Raw genomic sequence first — 18,965 nt, 5'->3', positions numbered from 1 at the left:
CCCCGCACTGGGCGGGGTTCTCGGAGTGCGGAAAACGCGACTCAGGCGTGCAGGGTTTCTGCTGCGTAGAGGGTGTTTTCCAGCAGGCAGGCACGGGTCATCGGGCCGACGCCGCCCGGGACCGGAGTTATCCAGCCAGCGCGAGGCAGGGCGGTTTCGTACACGACGTCACCGACCAGTTTGCCGTCGTCCTGACGGTTGATGCCGACGTCGATCACGATCGCGCCTTCCTTGATCCACTCGCCCTTGACCAGGCCCGGCTTGCCGGCGGCCACCACCACCAGATCGGCGCGGCCGACGTGGCCGGCCAGGTCCTTGGTGAAGCGGTGGGTCACGGTCACGGTGCAGCCGGCCAACAGCAGTTCCATGGCCATCGGGCGACCGACGATGTTGGAAGCGCCGACGACCACTGCGTCCATACCGTAAAGATCGACACCGGTGCTTTCCAGCAGGGTCATGATGCCTTTCGGGGTGCAGGGGCGCAGCAGCGGAATGCGCTGGGCCAGGCGACCGACGTTATAAGGATGGAAACCGTCGACGTCCTTGTCGGGGCGGATGCGCTCCAACAGCTTGGACGCGTCCAGGTGCTCAGGCAGAGGAAGTTGAAGCAGAACGCCGTCGATTGCCGGGTCGTCGTTCAGTCGATCGATCAGATCGGTCAATGCTTCCTGAGTGGTTTCGGAAGGCAGGTCATAGGCTTGGGAGAGGAAGCCGACCTCTTCACAGTCTTTACGCTTGTGCGAGACATAAACCTGAGAGGCAGGATCGCTGCCGACCAGGATCACCGCGAGGCCTGGAGTGCGCAAGCCTTGCTCGCGACGTTCGGCTACCCGTTGGGCGATCTGCTGGCGCAGGCTGGCGGCGATTGATTTGCCGTCGATTAGTTGTGCAGTCATTGCGCGTGATTAACCATCGAGAGGGGAAAAAAAGAGAACGCATTCTCGCATGTCAGACGGTGAGGGCAAAGGCGCTTGGTCAGCAAATTCCCCTAAGCCCTTTAATTAAATGAATTTTTTTCAAAAAGGATTTGACGACCTTCAGGGCTCTCTATACTATTCGTCGCACTTGTCGGGCACAGCCTAGCACTGGTTAAGAAGGTCGAGCGAAATCAACGTTTTGCGAGACTGGAAAGCACTTAGTTTGTAGTCCTCCAAGGGTACAGCTAACAAGGCGCCCGTAGCTCAGCTGGATAGAGCATCCGCCTTCTAAGCGGATGGTCGCAGGTTCGAGTCCTGCCGGGTGCGCCATTAGGCAGCATTGGCACAAGTAACGCGATATGGTGGGCGTAGCTCAGTTGGTAGAGCACGGGATTGTGACTCCCGTTGTCGTGGGTTCGATCCCCATCGTCCACCCCATATTTCGAAAGGCGCCAGATGTAACAGTCTGGCGCCTTTGCTTTAAAAAGCTTCATCCGCGGATGTGGTGGAATTGGTAGACACACTGGATTTAGGTTCCAGCGCCGCGAGGCGTAAGAGTTCGAGTCTCTTCATCCGCACCAATCAAAGCTTCATTCATGCCGTTGGCCGGGTGAAGTTCTACAAAGAAGTTGTTTGGCTTCTTTGGCACGCAATATGGTGGGCGTAGCTCAGTTGGTAGAGCACGGGATTGTGACTCCCGTTGTCGTGGGTTCGATCCCCATCGTCCACCCCATATTTCGAAAAGGCGCCAGACTTAACAGTCTGGCGCCTTTTTTTGTTTTACGGTTTCGGGTTTTCGGCGACTGCCGGTTTCGGGTCGCAGGGCAGGGCGCTTCGTCGTATCAATGTTGCTCGATGATACCGCGCTGCCCGCCAGCCTTGTATGCAGGGCTGGCTGTCAGGGAGATGATTCAATCGCCTCTATATATAGAAGAGGTTGGTGCAGGGCCCTGGCTTGATTGGCTGTATTTGCTAACAGGGCGAGGCGCAACCGTTTGTCCCCGTCTTCAATTTGCCTGCTGTTTTTTTACCCGTTTTCAGTAGGGTGACTTCTTGAGTTTGACCTACTAGAATGCTTGCCCTTGATTCTTGGGTCGGAAACGGCCGGCTAACGTCTGTGCAACGAGGAATATCCATGCAAGTTTCTGTTGAAAATACTACTGCTCTTGAGCGCCGCATGAGCATCACCGTGCCGGCTGAGCGCATCGAGACTCAGGTCAACAAGCGTCTGCAGCAGACTGCCCAGAAGGCCAAGATTGCTGGCTTCCGTCCAGGCAAAGTGCCAATGAGCGAAATCAAGCGCCGTTTCGGTGCTGATGCGCGTCAGGAAGCGATCGGCGACGTGATCCAGTCCTCCTTCTACGAAGCTGTGGTTGAGCAGAAGCTGAACCCGGCCGGTTCGCCGTCGATCGAGCCTAAGTCGCTCGAAGCTGGCAAGGACCTGGAATACGTAGCCGTATTCGAAGTGTTCCCTGAGTTCACCGTTGCCGGCTTCGAAGGCATCACCGTTGAGCGTCTGAGCGCTGACGTGGCTGACGCCGATCTGGACAAGATGCTGGACATCCTGCGCAAGCAGAACACCCGTTTTGAAGTGGCCGATCGCGCTGCCCAGAACGAAGACCAACTGAACATCGATTTCGTTGGCAAGGTTGACGGCGAAGTATTCGCTGGCGGTTCCGCCAAGGGTACTCAGCTGGTGCTGGGTTCCGGCCGCATGATCCCTGGCTTCGAAGAAGGCCTGGTTGGCGCCAAGGCCGGCGAAGAGCGCGTTCTGAACCTGACCTTCCCAGAGGACTATCAGAACCTGGACCTGGCTGGCAAAGCCGCCGAGTTCACCGTGACCGTCAACACCGTTTCCGAGCCAAAACTGCCTGAGCTGAACGAAGAGTTCTTCGCTCAATTCGGCATCAAGGAAAGCGGCATCGACGGCTTCCGCACCGAAGTTCGCAAGAACATGGAGCGTGAACTGCGTCAGGCGATCAAATCCAAGGTCAAGAATCAGGTAATGGACGGTCTGCTGGCCACCAACCCGATCGAAGTGCCTAAGGCTCTGCTGTCCAACGAAGTCGACCGTCTGCGCGTGCAGGCTGTTCAGCAGTTTGGTGGCAACATCAAGCCTGACCAGCTGCCGGCCGAGCTGTTCGAAGAACAAGCCAAGCGTCGCGTTGTCCTGGGTCTGATCGTGGCTGAAGTGGTCAAGCAATTCGACCTGAAGCCAGACGAAGCCCGCGTTCGCGAAATGATCCAGGAAATGGCTTCGGCTTACCAAGAGCCTGAGCAGGTTGTGTCCTGGTACTACAAGAACGAGCAGCAACTGAACGAAGTCCGTTCGGTTGTGCTGGAAGAACAAGTTGTGGATACTGTTCTGCAGAAAGCTAGCGTGACCGACAAATCGGTCTCTTACGAAGAAGCGGTCAAGCCGGTAGAAGCTCCAAAAGCCGACTGATTGTTTCTGCGTTAGAAGCACACACCATAAGCCAGCCTTCGAGCTGGCTTATGCGTATTCAAGACATGACTATTTGGGAGTGACTGCAGAGCATGTTCCGTAATTCCTATATTCAGCAGAACTCTGATATCCAGGCCGCAGGCGGCCTGGTCCCGATGGTTGTCGAGCAGTCTGCTCGTGGCGAGCGCGCCTACGACATTTACTCGCGCCTGCTCAAGGAGCGAGTGATCTTTCTGGTGGGTCCGGTAGAGGACTACATGGCCAACCTGATCTGTGCGCAATTGCTGTTCCTTGAAGCGGAAAACCCGGACAAGGACATCCATCTTTATATCAACTCCCCGGGCGGTTCGGTGACAGCGGGCATGTCGATCTACGACACCATGCAGTTCATCAAGCCAAACGTATCGACTACCTGTATCGGTCAGGCGTGCAGCATGGGCGCGTTCCTGCTGACCGCAGGGGCTCCAGGCAAGCGTTATTGCCTGCCGAACTCGCGTGTGATGATTCACCAGCCACTGGGCGGTTTCCAGGGCCAGGCGTCGGACATCGAAATCCATGCCAAGGAAATCCTCTTCATCCGCGAGCGTCTGAACACGCTGATGGCCAAGCACAGCGGTCGCACGCTTGAAGAAATCGAGCGCGACACCAACCGCGACAACTTCATGAGTGCTGAAGCTGCGAAGGAATATGGCTTGATCGATGAAGTGATCAACCAGCGTCCAGCTTAAAATAAGCAGCTCAAAACAGGCCTGATCGGCTGGTCCGATCAGTGGCGGGCTTGAAAAAGCCCGCAATAGCCTTCATCTTGTGTTGCAAGCCTATCGGATTTGGATCGAACGAATGACTGACACCCGCAACGGCGAGGACAACGGCAAGCTGCTCTATTGCTCCTTCTGTGGCAAAAGCCAGCATGAAGTGCGCAAATTGATTGCCGGCCCCTCGGTCTTTATCTGCGACGAGTGCGTCGACCTGTGCAATGACATCATCCGTGAGGAGGTGCAGGAAGCACAGGCCGAAAGCAGCGCGCATAAATTGCCTTCGCCTAAAGAAATCAGCGGCATCCTTGACCAGTACGTCATTGGTCAGGAACGTGCCAAGAAGGTTCTCGCGGTAGCGGTGTACAACCACTACAAGCGTTTGAACCAGCGTGACAAAAAGGCTGACGACGTCGAACTCGGCAAGAGCAACATCCTGCTGATCGGCCCGACAGGCTCCGGTAAAACCCTGCTGGCCGAAACACTGGCCCGCCTCCTGAACGTTCCGTTCACCATCGCCGACGCAACCACCCTCACCGAGGCGGGTTATGTAGGTGAAGACGTCGAGAACATCATTCAGAAGCTGTTGCAGAAGTGCGATTACGACGTAGAGAAAGCCCAGATGGGCATTGTCTACATCGATGAAATCGACAAGATTTCGCGCAAGTCCGACAACCCGTCGATCACCCGGGATGTTTCCGGTGAAGGCGTGCAGCAGGCCTTGCTGAAGTTGATCGAAGGTACGGTCGCTTCCGTTCCGCCGCAAGGTGGCCGCAAGCATCCGCAGCAGGAATTCCTGCAGGTCGACACCCGTAACATCCTGTTCATCTGCGGTGGTGCGTTCTCCGGTCTGGAGAAAGTGATTCAGAACCGTTCCACCAAAGGTGGCATCGGTTTCAACGCAGAAGTGCGCAGCAAGGAAGAAGGCAAGAAAGTCGGTGAGTCCCTGCGTGAAGTCGAGCCTGACGATCTGGTCAAGTTCGGTCTGATCCCGGAATTCGTCGGTCGTCTGCCGGTCCTTGCGACGCTGGACGAGCTGGATGAGGCTGCATTGATGCAGATTCTCACCGAGCCGAAAAATGCCCTGACCAAACAGTACGCCAAGCTGTTCGAGATGGAAGGCGTGGATCTGGAATTCCGTTCAGACGCGCTGAAATCGGTCGCAAAACGTGCCCTGGAACGTAAAACCGGTGCCCGTGGCCTGCGTTCGATTCTCGAAGGTGTTCTGCTCGACACGATGTATGAAATCCCCTCGCAGTCCGAGGTGAGCAAAGTCGTGATCGATGAAAGCGTAATCGAAGGCAAGTCCAAGCCACTGTATATCTACGAAAACAGTGAGCCGACGGCCAAGGCAGCGCCGGACGCGTAAGTGTCCACCCTGCCGGAACAAAGAAGGGGCCTTCGGGCCTCTTTTTTTTTATGTCGTTTTTTACATCCGCTTTGCGCTTGTTTTTTTTCAAGGCAGCCCCCATCTTGGTTTCAAGCTTAATTCCATCTGATTACGGCCGTATGGCCGCCGTAGAGGCGAAATCATGAAGACCACCATCGAATTGCCTCTCCTGCCATTGCGTGATGTCGTTGTGTATCCGCACATGGTTATCCCGCTGTTCGTGGGGCGCGAGAAGTCCATCGAAGCCCTCGAGGCCGCGATGACGGGTGACAAGCAGATCCTGCTGCTGGCCCAGAGAAACCCGGCTGACGATGATCCCGGAGAAGATGCCCTCTATCGCGTAGGCACCATTGCCACGGTTCTGCAGCTTCTCAAGCTGCCCGATGGCACCGTCAAGGTTCTGGTCGAAGGCGAGCAGCGTGGCGCGGTCGAGCGCTTCAGCGAAGTCGACGGCCACTGTCGTGCCGAAGTGGCGTTGATCGACGAAGTCGATGCCGCCGAGCGCGAGTCCGAAGTGTTCGTGCGCACACTGCTGTCGCAGTTCGAGCAATATGTCCAGTTGGGCAAGAAGGTCCCGGCTGAAGTCCTGTCGTCACTCAACAGCATCGATGAGCCAGGCCGTCTGGTAGACACCATGGCTGCGCACATGGCGCTGAAAATCGAGCAGAAGCAGGAAATCCTCGAAATCATCGATCTGGCTGCCCGGGTCGAGCACGTTCTGGCACTGCTGGATGCCGAAATCGACCTGCTGCAGGTCGAAAAACGCATCCGCGGCCGCGTCAAGAAACAAATGGAGCGCAGTCAGCGCGAGTACTACTTGAATGAGCAGATGAAGGCCATTCAGAAAGAGCTCGGTGACAGCGACGAAGGCCACAACGAAATCGAAGACCTGAAAAAGCGTATCGACGCTGCCGGTCTGCCGAAAGATGCCCTGGCCAAAGCCACCGCCGAGCTGAACAAGCTCAAGCAGATGTCACCGATGTCGGCCGAAGCCACCGTCGTGCGTTCTTACATCGACTGGCTGGTGCAGGTGCCGTGGAAGGCCCAGAGCAAGGTGCGTCTGGACCTGGCCCGTGCCGAAGACATTCTCGACGCCGATCACTACGGTCTGGAAGAGGTCAAGGAACGCATCCTTGAGTACCTCGCCGTGCAGAAACGTGTGAAAAAGATTCGTGGTCCGGTGTTGTGCCTGGTTGGTCCTCCGGGTGTGGGTAAAACCTCGCTGGCGGAGTCGATTGCCCACGCCACCAACCGTAAATTCGTGCGCATGGCCCTCGGTGGGGTGCGTGACGAAGCGGAAATCCGTGGTCACCGTCGGACTTACATCGGTTCGATGCCAGGAAGATTGATTCAAAAGATGACAAAGGTGGGCGTCCGCAACCCTCTGTTCCTGCTCGATGAAATCGACAAGATGGGCAGCGACATGCGTGGCGATCCGGCGTCGGCGTTACTGGAAGTGCTCGATCCGGAGCAGAACCACAACTTCAACGATCACTATCTGGAAGTCGATTACGACCTGTCGGATGTGATGTTCCTGTGTACCTCGAACTCGATGAACATTCCGCCGGCGTTGCTCGACCGGATGGAAGTGATCCGTCTGCCGGGTTATACCGAAGACGAAAAGATCAACATCGCCGTCAAGTACCTGTCGCCAAAGCAGATTGCCGCCAACGGCCTGAAGAAGGGCGAGCTGGAATTCGACGAAGAAGCGATCCGTGACATCATCCGTTACTACACCCGCGAAGCCGGTGTGCGTGGCCTCGAGCGGCAGATTGCCAAGGTCTGCCGCAAGGCGGTCAAAGAACATGCGCTGGAAAAACGCTTCTCGGTGAAAGTGACAGCTGATCTGCTGGAACACTTCCTCGGCGTGCGCAAGTTCCGCTACGGTCTGGCCGAGCAGCAGGATCAGATCGGTCAGGTGACCGGCCTGGCCTGGACTCAGGTTGGCGGTGAATTGCTCACCATCGAAGCGGCCGTCGTGCCGGGCAAAGGGCAATTGATCAAGACCGGTTCGCTGGGTGATGTAATGGTCGAATCGATCACTGCCGCCCTGACCGTGGTGCGCAGCCGTGCCAAGAGCCTGGGCATTCCCCTGGACTTCCACGAGAAGCGCGACACGCACATCCACATGCCAGAAGGTGCTACGCCGAAAGACGGCCCTAGCGCCGGTGTAGGCATGTGTACCGCATTGGTGTCGGCGTTGACGGGTATTCCTGTGCGCGCCGATGTCGCCATGACCGGCGAGATCACCCTGCGTGGTCAAGTCCTCGCCATTGGCGGCCTGAAGGAAAAGCTCCTGGCTGCACACCGTGGCGGAATCAAGGTCGTGATTATTCCGGAAGAGAACGTGCGTGATCTGAAGGAGATTCCTGACAATATCAAGCAGGATCTGCAGATTAAACCGGTTAAATGGATTGACGAGGTCCTGCAAATTGCGCTGCAATACGCGCCGGAGCCCTTGCCGGATGTGGCTCCGGAGATAGTTGCCAAGGACGAAAAACGTGAGTCTGACTCTAAGGAAAGAATTAGCACGCATTAGTACGCATTTGCCTGGGGGGCTTCCTTGACAGCTTTTTAGAGCCCTTGTTATAAAGCGGCTCTTAAGTGTCTGTAGGCCATTCAGCACTCGTTTTTGCTTTCACCAAAAAACTTAGAATCATACTCAAATAGATATAAGGGGACTTAGAGTGAACAAGTCGGAACTGATTGATGCTATCGCTGCATCCGCTGATATCCCGAAAGCTGCTGCTGGCCGTGCGCTGGACGCTGTAATCGAATCCGTCACTGGCGCTCTGAAGGCTGGCGACTCCGTAGTTCTGGTAGGTTTCGGTACGTTCTCGGTAACCGATCGTCCAGCTCGTATCGGTCGTAACCCACAGACCGGCAAGACTCTGGAAATCGCGGCTGCCAAGAAGCCAGGTTTCAAAGCCGGTAAAGCCCTGAAAGAAGCTGTCAACTAAGTTTGATTCAGGTTTTTACCCATCCGGGTCGGGGTCAAGCCTGACTTGGCAGCGGAGCGGTAGAGCAGGCAGTTTGGAATAATTGTCTGCTACGCCGGGATCGAGGGTTCGAGCCCTGTCCGCTCCGCCAGTTACGAGAAGGCGCATCCTCGGATGCGCCTTTCTTCTATCCGGATTCTACCCACGCTCCACGGTTGCCTAATTTTGAAGTTCAACCGTTTCTGGGGGACGCATGCTGCAGAATATCAGGGACAATTCACAAGGCTGGATTGCCAAGACCATTATCGGGGTCATCGTTGCACTGATGGCCCTGACCGGTTTCGATGCCATTTTCAAGGCCACGACTCACACCAACGAGGCGGCCAAGGTCAATGGTGAAGAAATCAGCCAGAACGAGCTGAGCCAGGCCGTTGACATGCAACGCCGTCAGCTGATGCAACAGCTGGGCAAGGACTTCGATGCTTCCTTGCTCGACGAAAAAATGCTGCGCGAATCGGCCCTCAAGGGTCTGATCGATCGCAAGCTGCTGCTGCAAGGCGCAGAAAAATCGAAGTTCGCTTTCTCCGAAGCGGCGCTGGATCAAGTGATCCTGCAAACGCCTGAGTTTCAGGTCGATGGCAAGTTCAGTTCCGACCGCTTTGACCAGGTGATCCGTCAACTGGGCTACAGCCGGATGCAATTTCGCCAGATGCTGGCTCAGGAAATGCTGATCGGTCAGCTGCGCGCCGGTGTGGCAGGCAGCGGCTTCGTCACCGACGCCCAGGTCCTGGCTTTCGCCCGCCTGGAAAAGCAGACCCGCGATTTCGCTTCGCTGAACATCAAGGCTGACCCGGCCGCCGTCAAGCTGACCGACGATGAGGTCAAGGCTTACTACGACGAGCACGCGAAGGAATTCATGACCCCGGATCAAGTGGTCATCGATTACCTCGAGCTGAAGAAGTCCTCGTTCTTCGATCAAGTTGCCGTCAAGGACGAAGACCTGCAGGCGGCATATCAGAAAGAAATTGCCAACCTGTCGGAACAGCGTCGTGCGGCGCACATTCTGATCGAAGTGAACGACAAGACCACCGAGGCCCAGGCCAAGGCGAAGATCGAGGAAGTTCAGGCACGTCTGGCCAAGGGCGAGAAATTCGAAGCGCTGGCCAAGGAGTTCTCGCAGGATCCGGGCTCGGCCAACAATGGCGGCGACCTGGGTTATGCCGGCCCTGGCGTGTACGATCCGGCCTTCGAGAAAGCCCTGTATTCGCTCTCCAAGGATCAGGTATCCGAGCCGGTTCGCACCGACTTCGGTTTCCACCTGATCAAGCTGCTGGGTATCGAAGCACCTGAGGTGCCGACCCTGGCCAGCCTGAAAGACAAGCTGACTCGCGAACTGAAAGCCCAGCAGGTCGAGCAGCGTTTCGTCGAGGCGACCAAGCAGCTGGAAGACTCCTCGTTCGAGGCGTCTGACCTGGCTCAGCCGGCGCAGGATCTGAAACTGACCGTGCACACCTCCAAGCCGTTCGGCCGTGAAGGTGGCGAAGGTGTTGCCGCCAACCGCGCCGTGGTCACGGCGGCGTTCAGCAACGAAGTGCTGGATGATGGTGCCAACAGCACCGCCATCGAACTGGATCCGGAAACCGTGATCGTGCTGCGCGCCAAGGAACACCTCAAGCCTGCACAACTGCCGCTGGAAGCTGTGGCGACTGCCATTCGCACCCAGTTGGCCAAAGAGCACGCCAGTGCGGCTGCCAAGACCAAGGCTGATGAGCTGATCACCAGCCTGCGTGAGGGCAAGACCCCGCTGGACAAGGCAATTGACGGTCAGAACTGGAAAGTCACCCAGGCCGCCACTCGCGCTCAGGAAGGTGTGGATCCTGCGGTGCTGCAAGCGCTGTTCCGCATGCCGAAGCCGGCCGCCAAGGACAAGCCGACTTTCAGCAGTGTGACACTGCCTGATGGCAGCCTGACCATCGTGCGTCTGAACGCTGTGAACGAAGCCGCTGCGCCGACCGATGAAGAGAAAGCGCAATACCGTCGCTTCCTCGCTTCTCGCGAAGGCCAGCAGGACTTCGCTGCGTACCGCAAGCAACTGGAAAGCGAAGCTGACATCAAGCGTTTCTGATGTCTGACTGAGCGACAAAAAAATGAGCCCCGGATGAACATTCGGGGCTTTTTTTTGCCTATCAATCACTGGGTGACAGGATTTTCATCGACCATTGACCAGATTGCCTTTTTCCCTGCACCCATGACCGGTAGAGTTGTAACTGTTTTAAGACACTAATCGGTAAGCCGCGGGGCAGCGATATGTTGCACAATACGCCCCGGACCGTTTTTCCCTCAGGATGTTTAATGTTGAATTCTATTTCCGTGCGTTTTTTCGGGTTGGCGTTGTTGCTGACCGCCGCTGCCGGCTGCTCCAAGGACAAACCTATCTACGAGCATGAGAACTTCGACGACTCCGGCACCTTCTCGCGCAACTATCCAGTCACCGATGCCGCCAGCTGCGAAGCGGCGCGCCGTGCGTTGCTCAGCCAGGGCTACATCATCACCAGCAGCGACCCGAAACTGGTCAGCGGACACAAGAGCTTCCAGCAGACCGGTGAAACCCACATGGAGATCAGCTTCAACGTGGTGTGCACCGATGACGGCAGCGCCGCGCACCACGCGACGGTGTTCGCCAACGCCCTGCAGGACCGTTACGCGCTGAAAAAGACCAACAACTCGGCCAGCCTCGGGGTTGGCGTGCTGGGCTCGGTGTCGATGCCGATCGGCTCCTCTGACGACTCGATGGTGAAGGTGGCCAGCGAAACCGTGTCTTCGCAGAAGTTCTACGAGCGCTTCTTCACCCTGGTCGAGCTGTTCCTGCCGGCCGAAGCCAAGAAAGCCGCACACATCACCGAAAAGCCTAAAACCGACCTCGGCATGCCTGAAGCCAAGGCGACACCGGCAGCGCTGACTCCGACGCCGGCTGCTGAACCGACACCTGTCGCCGCACCTGCGGTGCCTGCCACACCTGCCGCGACTCCAGCCCCTGCCGCTGCGGAGCCGACTCCAGTCAGCTCGGAGCCGGTCGTTCCGCCAGCTGAAGCGGCACCGATCACTCCGGCACCGGGTTCGGAGCTGGTTCCAACACCTGGGCCGGCAACCGAAGTCATTACGCCACCGGCCAACCCGACCGACCTGCCGCCACCTTCCGAGCCGATCCCGGCCATGCCCGCCTCCGGGCAGTGATCTTCACGCCATGGATTCGACAACTGTCGGATCCATGGCGTTTTCATCGAAAAATCCCGCGATAAATTCCTGACTGCCTGCTACGTTTGTTGCATGAAGGCCGTGTTTCATTTTTCCTTCATGCGGGCACTTTATGCTCGGGGCACTGGTCGATTGTTCCAGGCCATTTTCAAGTTTGCGGTCAGGGGGATTACACGATGGATGACTATCAAGAAGAACTGCTTGAATTCCAGGCCTACGAGCTGGATTCACCGGAGCCTGCGGAAGACGCCACCGAGCTCTGACGCTTCAACCGGTCTTGCGGTGACTGCGGCGAAATTCGCCCGGTGTCTGGCCGTTCCAGCGCTTGAAGGCGCGCTGGAAAGCTTCGGCCGAGGCAAATCCCAGCAGGTAGGCGATTTCACCGAACGCCAGTTCAGTGTCGCGGATGTAGGTCATCGCCAGATCACGGCGAGTATCGTTGAGGATGGCGCGGAACTGTGTGCCTTCCTCGGCCAGTTTTCGCCGTAACGTCCAGGTCGGCAGCTTCAGGCGCGCCGCCACTTCTTCCAGGTCCGGTTCGCGACCCCCATTGAGCAACGGCCCGAGCAATTGCGTGATGCGTTCACGCAGGCTGCGGGTGCGGGTCAGTTGTTCCAGTTCCTGTTCACACAGTTGCAGCAGATGTTTCCAGGTGCTGGGGCAGTGCTGTGGGTTGCGTTGGGCCAGGCTGGCGAGGCTCAGGCGCAGTTGGTTGTGTTCGGCGCCGAACTGGATCGGGCACTCGCCGAGCACGGCGTAGGCGTCGCGGTAGTCCGGTGTGTCGAATTCGATCTCTATCCGTTCGGCGCGCAGCGGTTCGGGGCTGAGGCTGGACAACTGATGCAGCCAGCCGGCGATGATCGAGTCCACGACAAAGCGGTTGTAGGCGTTGTATGGGCTGATTGAGTAGAAGCGCAGCCAGGCTCCGCTGGCATCCTCGTGGAAACTCGACTGGCCGCGATAATTAGAGCCATACAACGGCTCGAAGCGCGTCAGGCAGCGGGCGGCTTCGCGCACGGTCGGGGCCTGCGCTGCCGTGACGCCGGCCAACCCCGCCTGGCTCAGACGACTGAGCTGGCCCATGCGCAGGCCGAGGGCCGGATCGCCAGTCAACTGGATCGCACCATGACCCAGGCGCATATAGCGCGGGATCGACAGGCGTGCGCCGGCCTCGGCCAGCCGCGCGGTGTCGAGCCCATATTGTTCAAGCAGCGGCTGCGGGTCGGCGTCATGGCTGCGCACGGCATCGGCCAGGCTATGGACGAAGCCCACTGACAGATCCCCGAGACGCATCGGCAGCGGTTTCATGGTTTACAGCCAGAGGTTCAGCAGACGCGCGCCACGGGCTTCGCCGTCGGCGAACTGCTGGCCATTGCTGCTGAGGAAGCTCTGCCCGGAACTCGGTTTGTCCCAGAACTGCCCGCGCAAAAACACGCTCATGCCGGCAATCGCCCGGCTGCCCGGCGGTTGTGCCGTCAGGGTCAGGCGATGCCAGGCCTGGCCTTCGCTGACCTCTCCCGGTTTGAGGCTGACCGAGTCCGGCACGTTCAAGCCTCTGTAGCCCTGCCAGGGTTGATCCCACACACCATGGCCGATGACGAACGCAGGCACCGCGATCAGTTGCGCGCCTTGCGCGTCGAGCTTGCGATAGTTGTCCGGATACCAGCTGTCGTTGCCGATCAGCACGCCGAGGCGTCCAGCGGGGGTGTCGACCACATTGATCTGTGAAGCCTCGCCAGTGCCGGTCGCTTCATCCTGATCGAAGATCGGGCGCATCTGTCGCTGAGGCTGGCCGAGCGGGGCGCCGTCACGACCGAACACCACACTGGTGTTGTACAGTGCGCCGCTGCCGGTCTTGAGTCGCCCGTCGATAATGTTCGGCTCGGGCAGCACGATCGAGCCGGCCACCAGGGTGATATGAAATTCCTTGGCCAGACCGCCGAACAGCAGCTGATAGTCCTTGGCCATGTCTCGGGATTTCATCCGCAGGTGGGCGTCATCCAGACGGCTGCTGCCCCTGGCGGTGAGCCAGGCGCGGGCAAACTGCAACGGGTTGCTGGCGGCCAGCCAGTTCATCGCTTCCTCGAGGGTGGGGGCCTGGTACAACTCGTCTTTTTCGCCGCTGATCATCAGCCAGGTGCCGACATGCTCGGGCAACACCACGATGGTTTTGTCATTGAGCAAACCCTGATCCTGCGCTTGCTGCAGATAGGCCGCGAGTTTGCGGTGCAGGCGTTCGGAACTTTGATAATCGGTGGGGAACAGTTCCGGCTGAATGCCCAGCAGGTTGCCACGATCGGCGCGGGTGCCCTGATCGACCGCCAGTTTGATCCGCAGGTCCGACAGGTAATGACCGGCCGGGCGGTCAGCCGCCCACATGGCGTAGAAGGCGAGCGCGGCGACGAGCGCCATGGAAAAGGTCAGGTACAGAAGTTTGCGCATGAAATCCAACAACAGCCGGGTACAGGGTGTGCGGACAGGGTAGGGCGCCAGCCCCGGCTTGCCAAGGGGCGCTGCGCATTTGGATCAATAACTTGTCAGTTCCGGTCATTGAGTGACAGCGATGCGACTCCTAATCTGTCGAACATGACTGACGGGGGACACAGAGCTCCCGCATTTTCCGTGATCGCTCGCTGTGGAGTTACCGATGACCGCCACTTACCCGCACCTGCTGGCCCCGCTGGACCTGGGATTCACCACGTTGCGCAACCGCACCCTGATGGGCTCGATGCACACCGGCCTTGAAGAGAAACCGGGTGGCTTCGAACGGATGGCGGCGTACTTCGCCGAACGCGCCCGTGGCGGCGTCGGCCTGATGGTGACCGGCGGTATCGGCCCGAACGACGAGGGTGGCGTGTACTCAGGCGCGGCCAAGCTGACCACCGAGGAAGAAGCGCTCAAGCACCGCATCGTCACCCGCGCCGTGCATGAAGCGGGCGGCAAGATCTGCATGCAGATCCTCCACGCCGGCCGTTATGCCTACAGCCCGAAACAGGTCGCACCGAGCGCGATCCAGGCGCCGATCAACCCGTTCAAGCCCAAAGAGCTGGACGAGGAAGGCATTGAGAAGCAGATCCGCGATTTCGTCACCTGCTCGGTACTGGCCCAGACTGCCGAGTATGACGGCGTCGAAATCATGGGTTCCGAAGGTTATTTCATTAACCAGTTCCTCGCCGCCCACACCAACCACCGTACCGACCGTTGGGGCGGCAGTTACGAAAACCGCATGCGCCTGCCGGTGGAAATCGTTCGCCGCGTACGTGAAGCGGTTGGCCCGAACTTCATCATCATCTTCCGCCTTTCGATGCTCGATCTGGTGGAAGGCGGCAGCACCTGGGAAGAAATCGTCACCCTGGCCAAAGCCATCGAGCAGGCTGGTGCGACCCTCATCAACACCGGTATCGGCTGGCACGAAGCGCGGATCCCGACCATTGCCACCAAAGTGCCGCGTGCGGCGTTCAGCAAGGTCACGGCCAAGCTGCGCGGATCGGTGAACATTCCGCTGATCACCACCAACCGCATCAACACCCCGGAAGTCGCCGAGCAGATTCTCGCTGAAGGCGATGCCGACATGGTTTCGATGGCGCGGCCGTTTCTCGCCGACCCGGACTTCGTCAACAAGGCCGCTGAAGGCCGCGCCGACGAAATCAATACCTGCATCGGTTGCAACCAGGCCTGCCTCGATCACACCTTTGGCGGCAAGCTCACCAGCTGCCTGGTCAATCCGCGTGCCTGCCACGAGACCGAGCTCAACTACCTGCCGGTCCAGCAGATCAAGAAGATTGCCGTGGTCGGTGCCGGCCCTGCCGGTCTGTCCGCCGCAACCGTGGCCGCCGAGCGTGGGCATCAGGTGACGCTGTTCGATTCGGCCAGCGAGATCGGTGGTCAGTTCAACGTCGCCAAGCGTGTGCCGGGCAAGGAAGAGTTCTACGAAACCCTGCGTTACTTCAAACGCAAACTGCAGACCACCAACGTCGAGGTGTGCCTGAACACTCGCGTTGATGTGGCAAAACTGGTGGAAGGCGGTTACGACGAAGTCATTTTGGCCACCGGCATTGCGCCGCGTCTGCCGGCAATTCCGGGTGTCGAGAACGCCAAAGTGCTGAGCTATCTGGATGTGCTGCTCGAGCGCAAACCGGTGGGCAAGCGTGTGGCGGTGATCGGCGCCGGCGGTATCGGTTTTGACGTGTCGGAATTCCTCGTGCATGAAGGTGTGGCCACCAGTCAGGATCGCGCTGCGTTCTGGAAAGAGTGGGGCATCGACACGAATCTGGAAGCCCGTGGTGGCGTGGCCGGGATCAAGGCTGCCCCGCACGCACCGGCCCGTGACGTGTTCCTGCTGCAACGCAAGAAGTCCAAGGTCGGCGACGGTCTGGGCAAGACCACCGGCTGGATTCACCGCACCGGTCTGAAGAACAAGCAGGTGCAGATGCTCAACAGCGTCGAATACCTGAAGATCGACGACGAAGGCCTGCACATCCGCATCGGCGAAACCGGCGAGCCGCAAGTGTTGCCGGTGGACAACATCGTCATCTGCGCCGGCCAGGATCCGCTGCGTGAGTTGCATGACGGTCTGGTCGAAGCCGGGCAGAGCGTGCACCTGATCGGCGGCGCCGATGTGGCGGCCGAGCTGGATGCCAAACGCGCGATCAATCAGGGTTCGCGTCTGGCCGCCGAGCTCTGATCCACCCTAAAATGCCGGCTCTTTTTACAGAGCCGGCATTCATGTTTCCGCCTCCCACCGACTGGCTGGCCCCAGCCCCTCTCGAACCGCTTCATCTGGACTGGCTCACTGCCGCCGGGGTTGAAGTCGCCATCCTGCGTCTGGACCGGATCGACCCGCTGATCAGCGGCAACAAGTGGTTCAAACTCGTTGAACACCTGAAAGCCGCCGACCGTGCGGGCGCCGAAGGCATCATCAGCCTCGGCGGCGCGCACTCCAATCATCTGCATGCACTGGCCGCGGCGGGTAAACGCTTGGGATTCACAACGGTCGGCCTGTTGCGCGGGCATCCGCAGGACACGCCGACGATCAGGGATCTACAGGATTTCGGCATGCAGTTGCACTGGCTCGGTTACGGCGGTTATCGGGCTCGGCACGCGCCAGGGTTCTGGCAGCCGTGGCGGGCGCAATACCCGACGCTGCATCCGGTACCTGAAGGGGGCGGCGGGTTGCCGGGTGCGCAGGGTTGCGCATCGTTGAAGGATCAGGTCAGTCAACAACTCGGCAAGCTCGGCTGGGACAACCATGACGGTTGGTGGCTGGCCTGTGGCACCGGCACGACGCTCGCGGGACTGGTGCTGGCAGAGGCGGGTGAACACTCGGTGTATGGCGCAATGGCCGTGCCCGACGGTCACGGTGTCGCGGCCAACGTTGAAGCGATCGTCGGAGATCTCGGAGGCTACGAACTGATCGACGCCAGCCGTGGCGGCTTCGCCAAAATCGATGCGCCGTTGCTTGAATTCATCGCGCAGACCGAACAGGCCAGCGGCGTTCCCCTCGAACCGCTGTACACCGGCAAGGCCTGGCTCGCGCTCAAACAACATATCGAGGCGGGCCGTTTCAAGAGTGGAACGCGCCTGATCTTCATCCACACCGGCGGCTTGCAGGGCCGGCGTGGATTCGAAGGCTAGGTTTCGTTGCGCTTGGGCATCATCCGCAGCAACGTGTTATCGCCCACCACGTAATGGTGATACAGCCCCGCCAATGCATGCAGGCCGATCAGCCAGTAGCCGGCGTTGCCGATCAACACATGCCAGTGTTCGACCTGTTTGGCGAGGGCTTTATCTTCGTGCACCAGCAACGGCAGGTCGAAGCCGTAGAACATCACCTGATGGCCCTCGGCGCTGGTAATCAGCCAGCCAAGAATCGGCATGCTGATCATGAACAGGTACAGCGCCCAGTGCATCAGACGGGCCAGTACGGTCTGCCATTGCGGTGAAGCGGGGAAAATCTTCGGCGCCGGGCCGATGCTGCGGGCCAGCAGGCGAAACCACACCAGGACGAACACGGTCAGGCCGAGCATGTAATGCACTTCGCGGATCAGCGAGCGGCCGCCGCTGCCCTTGGGGAAGATGCCACGCAACTCCATGCTGGCGTACACCAGCACCAACAACACCAGCATCAACCAGTGCAACAGGACTGACACGGTGCTGTAGCGTGATTCGGAACTTGTCCACGGCATACGGTGTTTCCTCACGGATCAGGGTCGAAACGTGCCGTTCTTGAGCGACGGCATGCTTTAACTGTAATCGCGTTTAAGTATTTTTGCCCGGCGTCGAACAGTTTTTTTCCAGTCGTCCAGTAGTTGAGTTACATCAAGCGTATCGGATGTATTTTTTGCTGAGTATTGGTCAGGTGTAAGGTTTTATTGTTTATGTTTTGTATTGGTGTGGATTTGAGTGGTTTTAGCGAAGTGGTTAATGTCGTTGAGCAGCAGTCAGTATCGTTTGTGTCAGGTATTGAGTTGCGATAAAAATTTCAGGTTATTTAAAAAGGATTTGAATATGGCAGTCAGTATTATTCTGGATAAAAAGCAACAGCAACAAATGACCCGCAAGGCCATGGCAAAACGTCCGGTCTCGCGGCCATCGGCAAAGCCACCTGTCAAACCTCCTGTTACTCCGGTCAAGCCACCCGTGAAACCCCCGGTGACTCCAGTCAAGCCACCCGTGAAACCACCCGTGAAACCAGTCAATCCACCCGCCAAACCTTCATCGCCAAACAAGCCTGCTCCAGCCAAACCACCGGTAAAGCCTGCGCCACCGACCGGCAAACCGCCGGTAACGCCGGTCAAGCCACCTGTCAGTGTAAGGCCGCCCATGCCGTGGCCGACCTTGAACATCAATGTCGATCCTGTGGCATTGATCAATTTGCTCAGTGCGATGGGCGTGGCGAAAAATCCCGATGGTTCGATTTCGCTGAGCGATGGCAGCCTCGTCAATCCCGGGCAAACGGCAGTCACACGTCCCGACGGGATCATCCAGCACGTTGATGGCAGGGTGGAGCATCCTGACGGGCGCATCGTCTGGCCGGACGATACTGTTGAATACCCGGACGGGCGTATTGTCTGGGCCGATGGAACCGAGCAACTTGCCGATGGTTCTATCAAGTATCCGGACGGTCTTGCTTACGATGCGCAAGGTGACTTGCAGGCGCTGTAATCAATAATAATTCGAAAGGGATTTTTTATATTTGTGCTTGTTGTCGGCAGGCATAAATAAATGCCGCCAACTTTTTAAAAAAGTTGGCGGCGTTCTTTT

Annotated in this window: 15 protein-coding genes and 4 tRNA genes; 14 read left to right on the top strand and 5 right to left on the bottom strand. The window is 58.4% G+C overall.

Annotated features, from left to right (window positions below):
* Positions 1-41 precede the first annotated feature (41 nt).
* Positions 42-896, bottom strand: a complete 855-nt coding sequence (gene folD / locus ACSPX5_RS13375) for a bifunctional methylenetetrahydrofolate dehydrogenase/methenyltetrahydrofolate cyclohydrolase FolD (RefSeq protein WP_085712473.1) — start codon at positions 894-896, stop codon at positions 42-44.
* A gap of 274 nt (positions 897-1,170) precedes the next feature.
* Between folD and ACSPX5_RS13370 the strand changes: the two genes are divergently transcribed.
* The 11 genes from ACSPX5_RS13370 (at position 1,171) to ACSPX5_RS13320 (ending at position 11,681) form a co-directional block, all read left to right on the top strand.
* Positions 1,171-1,247: transfer RNA gene (locus ACSPX5_RS13370), tRNA-Arg, on the top strand.
* Between the two features lie 32 nt (positions 1,248-1,279).
* Positions 1,280-1,355 (top strand) — tRNA-His (locus ACSPX5_RS13365).
* Between the two features lie 58 nt (positions 1,356-1,413).
* Positions 1,414-1,498 (top strand) — tRNA-Leu (locus tag ACSPX5_RS13360).
* Between the two features lie 76 nt (positions 1,499-1,574).
* A tRNA-His gene (locus ACSPX5_RS13355) sits at positions 1,575-1,650 on the top strand.
* A gap of 402 nt (positions 1,651-2,052) precedes the next feature.
* Positions 2,053-3,363 (top strand): trigger factor, encoded by a 1,311-nt coding sequence (tig, locus tag ACSPX5_RS13350; protein WP_323160123.1) that lies wholly within the window; start codon positions 2,053-2,055, stop codon positions 3,361-3,363.
* Positions 3,364-3,455: 92 nt separating this feature from the next.
* Positions 3,456-4,091, top strand: a complete 636-nt coding sequence (gene clpP / locus ACSPX5_RS13345) for an ATP-dependent Clp endopeptidase proteolytic subunit ClpP (protein ID WP_053161532.1) — start codon at positions 3,456-3,458, stop codon at positions 4,089-4,091.
* Positions 4,092-4,203: 112 nt separating this feature from the next.
* Entirely contained in the window at positions 4,204-5,487 is a 1,284-nt protein-coding gene (clpX, locus tag ACSPX5_RS13340) for an ATP-dependent Clp protease ATP-binding subunit ClpX (protein ID WP_016775335.1), read from the top strand.
* Between the two features lie 163 nt (positions 5,488-5,650).
* Entirely contained in the window at positions 5,651-8,047 is a 2,397-nt protein-coding gene (gene lon / locus ACSPX5_RS13335) for an endopeptidase La (RefSeq protein ID WP_169431017.1), read from the top strand.
* 148 nt (positions 8,048-8,195) lie between these two features.
* Entirely contained in the window at positions 8,196-8,468 is a 273-nt protein-coding gene (locus tag ACSPX5_RS13330; protein WP_002552737.1) for an HU family DNA-binding protein, read from the top strand.
* Between the two features lie 232 nt (positions 8,469-8,700).
* Positions 8,701-10,572 (top strand): SurA N-terminal domain-containing protein, encoded by a 1,872-nt coding sequence (locus ACSPX5_RS13325; RefSeq protein WP_323160124.1) that lies wholly within the window; start codon positions 8,701-8,703, stop codon positions 10,570-10,572.
* Between the two features lie 227 nt (positions 10,573-10,799).
* Positions 10,800-11,681, top strand: a complete 882-nt coding sequence (locus ACSPX5_RS13320) for a DUF2242 domain-containing protein (protein WP_169431015.1) — start codon at positions 10,800-10,802, stop codon at positions 11,679-11,681.
* A 288-nt stretch (positions 11,682-11,969) separates the two neighbouring features.
* Here the strand turns inward: ACSPX5_RS13320 and ACSPX5_RS13315 are convergent, their stop codons facing one another.
* Positions 11,970-13,010 (bottom strand): AraC family transcriptional regulator, encoded by a 1,041-nt coding sequence (locus ACSPX5_RS13315; protein ID WP_439821896.1) that lies wholly within the window; start codon positions 13,008-13,010, stop codon positions 11,970-11,972.
* Positions 13,011-13,013: 3 nt separating this feature from the next.
* Positions 13,014-14,144, bottom strand: coding sequence for a carbon-nitrogen hydrolase family protein (locus ACSPX5_RS13310; RefSeq protein WP_439821895.1), 1,131 nt, complete (start codon positions 14,142-14,144; stop codon positions 13,014-13,016).
* A gap of 205 nt (positions 14,145-14,349) precedes the next feature.
* On the opposite strand from ACSPX5_RS13310, the gene ACSPX5_RS13305 reads away from it, so the two are divergent.
* Together ACSPX5_RS13305 and ACSPX5_RS13300 are read left to right on the top strand one after the other, a co-directional pair.
* A complete protein-coding gene (locus tag ACSPX5_RS13305) occupies positions 14,350-16,386 on the top strand; it encodes an NADPH-dependent 2,4-dienoyl-CoA reductase (protein WP_207863991.1) in 2,037 nt (678 codons plus the stop codon).
* 41 nt (positions 16,387-16,427) lie between these two features.
* Positions 16,428-17,336 (top strand): 1-aminocyclopropane-1-carboxylate deaminase/D-cysteine desulfhydrase, encoded by a 909-nt coding sequence (locus ACSPX5_RS13300; RefSeq protein ID WP_439821894.1) that lies wholly within the window; start codon positions 16,428-16,430, stop codon positions 17,334-17,336.
* On the opposite strand, the gene ACSPX5_RS13295 is transcribed toward ACSPX5_RS13300, so the two are convergent.
* Both ACSPX5_RS13295 and ACSPX5_RS13290 read right to left on the bottom strand, forming a co-directional pair.
* Positions 17,333-17,887, bottom strand: coding sequence for a cytochrome b (locus ACSPX5_RS13295; RefSeq protein WP_169431010.1), 555 nt, complete (start codon positions 17,885-17,887; stop codon positions 17,333-17,335). The genes ACSPX5_RS13300 and ACSPX5_RS13295 overlap by 4 nt on opposite strands.
* A gap of 270 nt (positions 17,888-18,157) precedes the next feature.
* Positions 18,158-18,547 carry a hypothetical protein gene (locus tag ACSPX5_RS13290; protein ID WP_439821893.1) on the bottom strand — a complete coding sequence of 130 codons (390 nt, stop codon included), beginning with the start codon at positions 18,545-18,547 and terminating at the stop codon, positions 18,158-18,160.
* Here ACSPX5_RS13290 and ACSPX5_RS13285 point away from each other — a divergent pair.
* Positions 18,540-18,866, top strand: a complete 327-nt coding sequence (locus ACSPX5_RS13285; RefSeq protein WP_439821892.1) for a hypothetical protein — start codon at positions 18,540-18,542, stop codon at positions 18,864-18,866. The two genes, ACSPX5_RS13290 and ACSPX5_RS13285, sit on opposite strands and share 8 nt — an antisense overlap.
* Positions 18,867-18,965: the final 99 nt, after the last annotated feature.

Origin of the sequence: Pseudomonas sp. HLG18 (assembly GCF_051903985.1) — a bacterium.
Taxonomy (GTDB): domain Bacteria; phylum Pseudomonadota; class Gammaproteobacteria; order Pseudomonadales; family Pseudomonadaceae; genus Aquipseudomonas; species Aquipseudomonas fluorescens_BT.
Note: the sequence above shows the minus strand (reverse complement) of the source record. Positions and strands in the feature narration are given on the sequence as shown.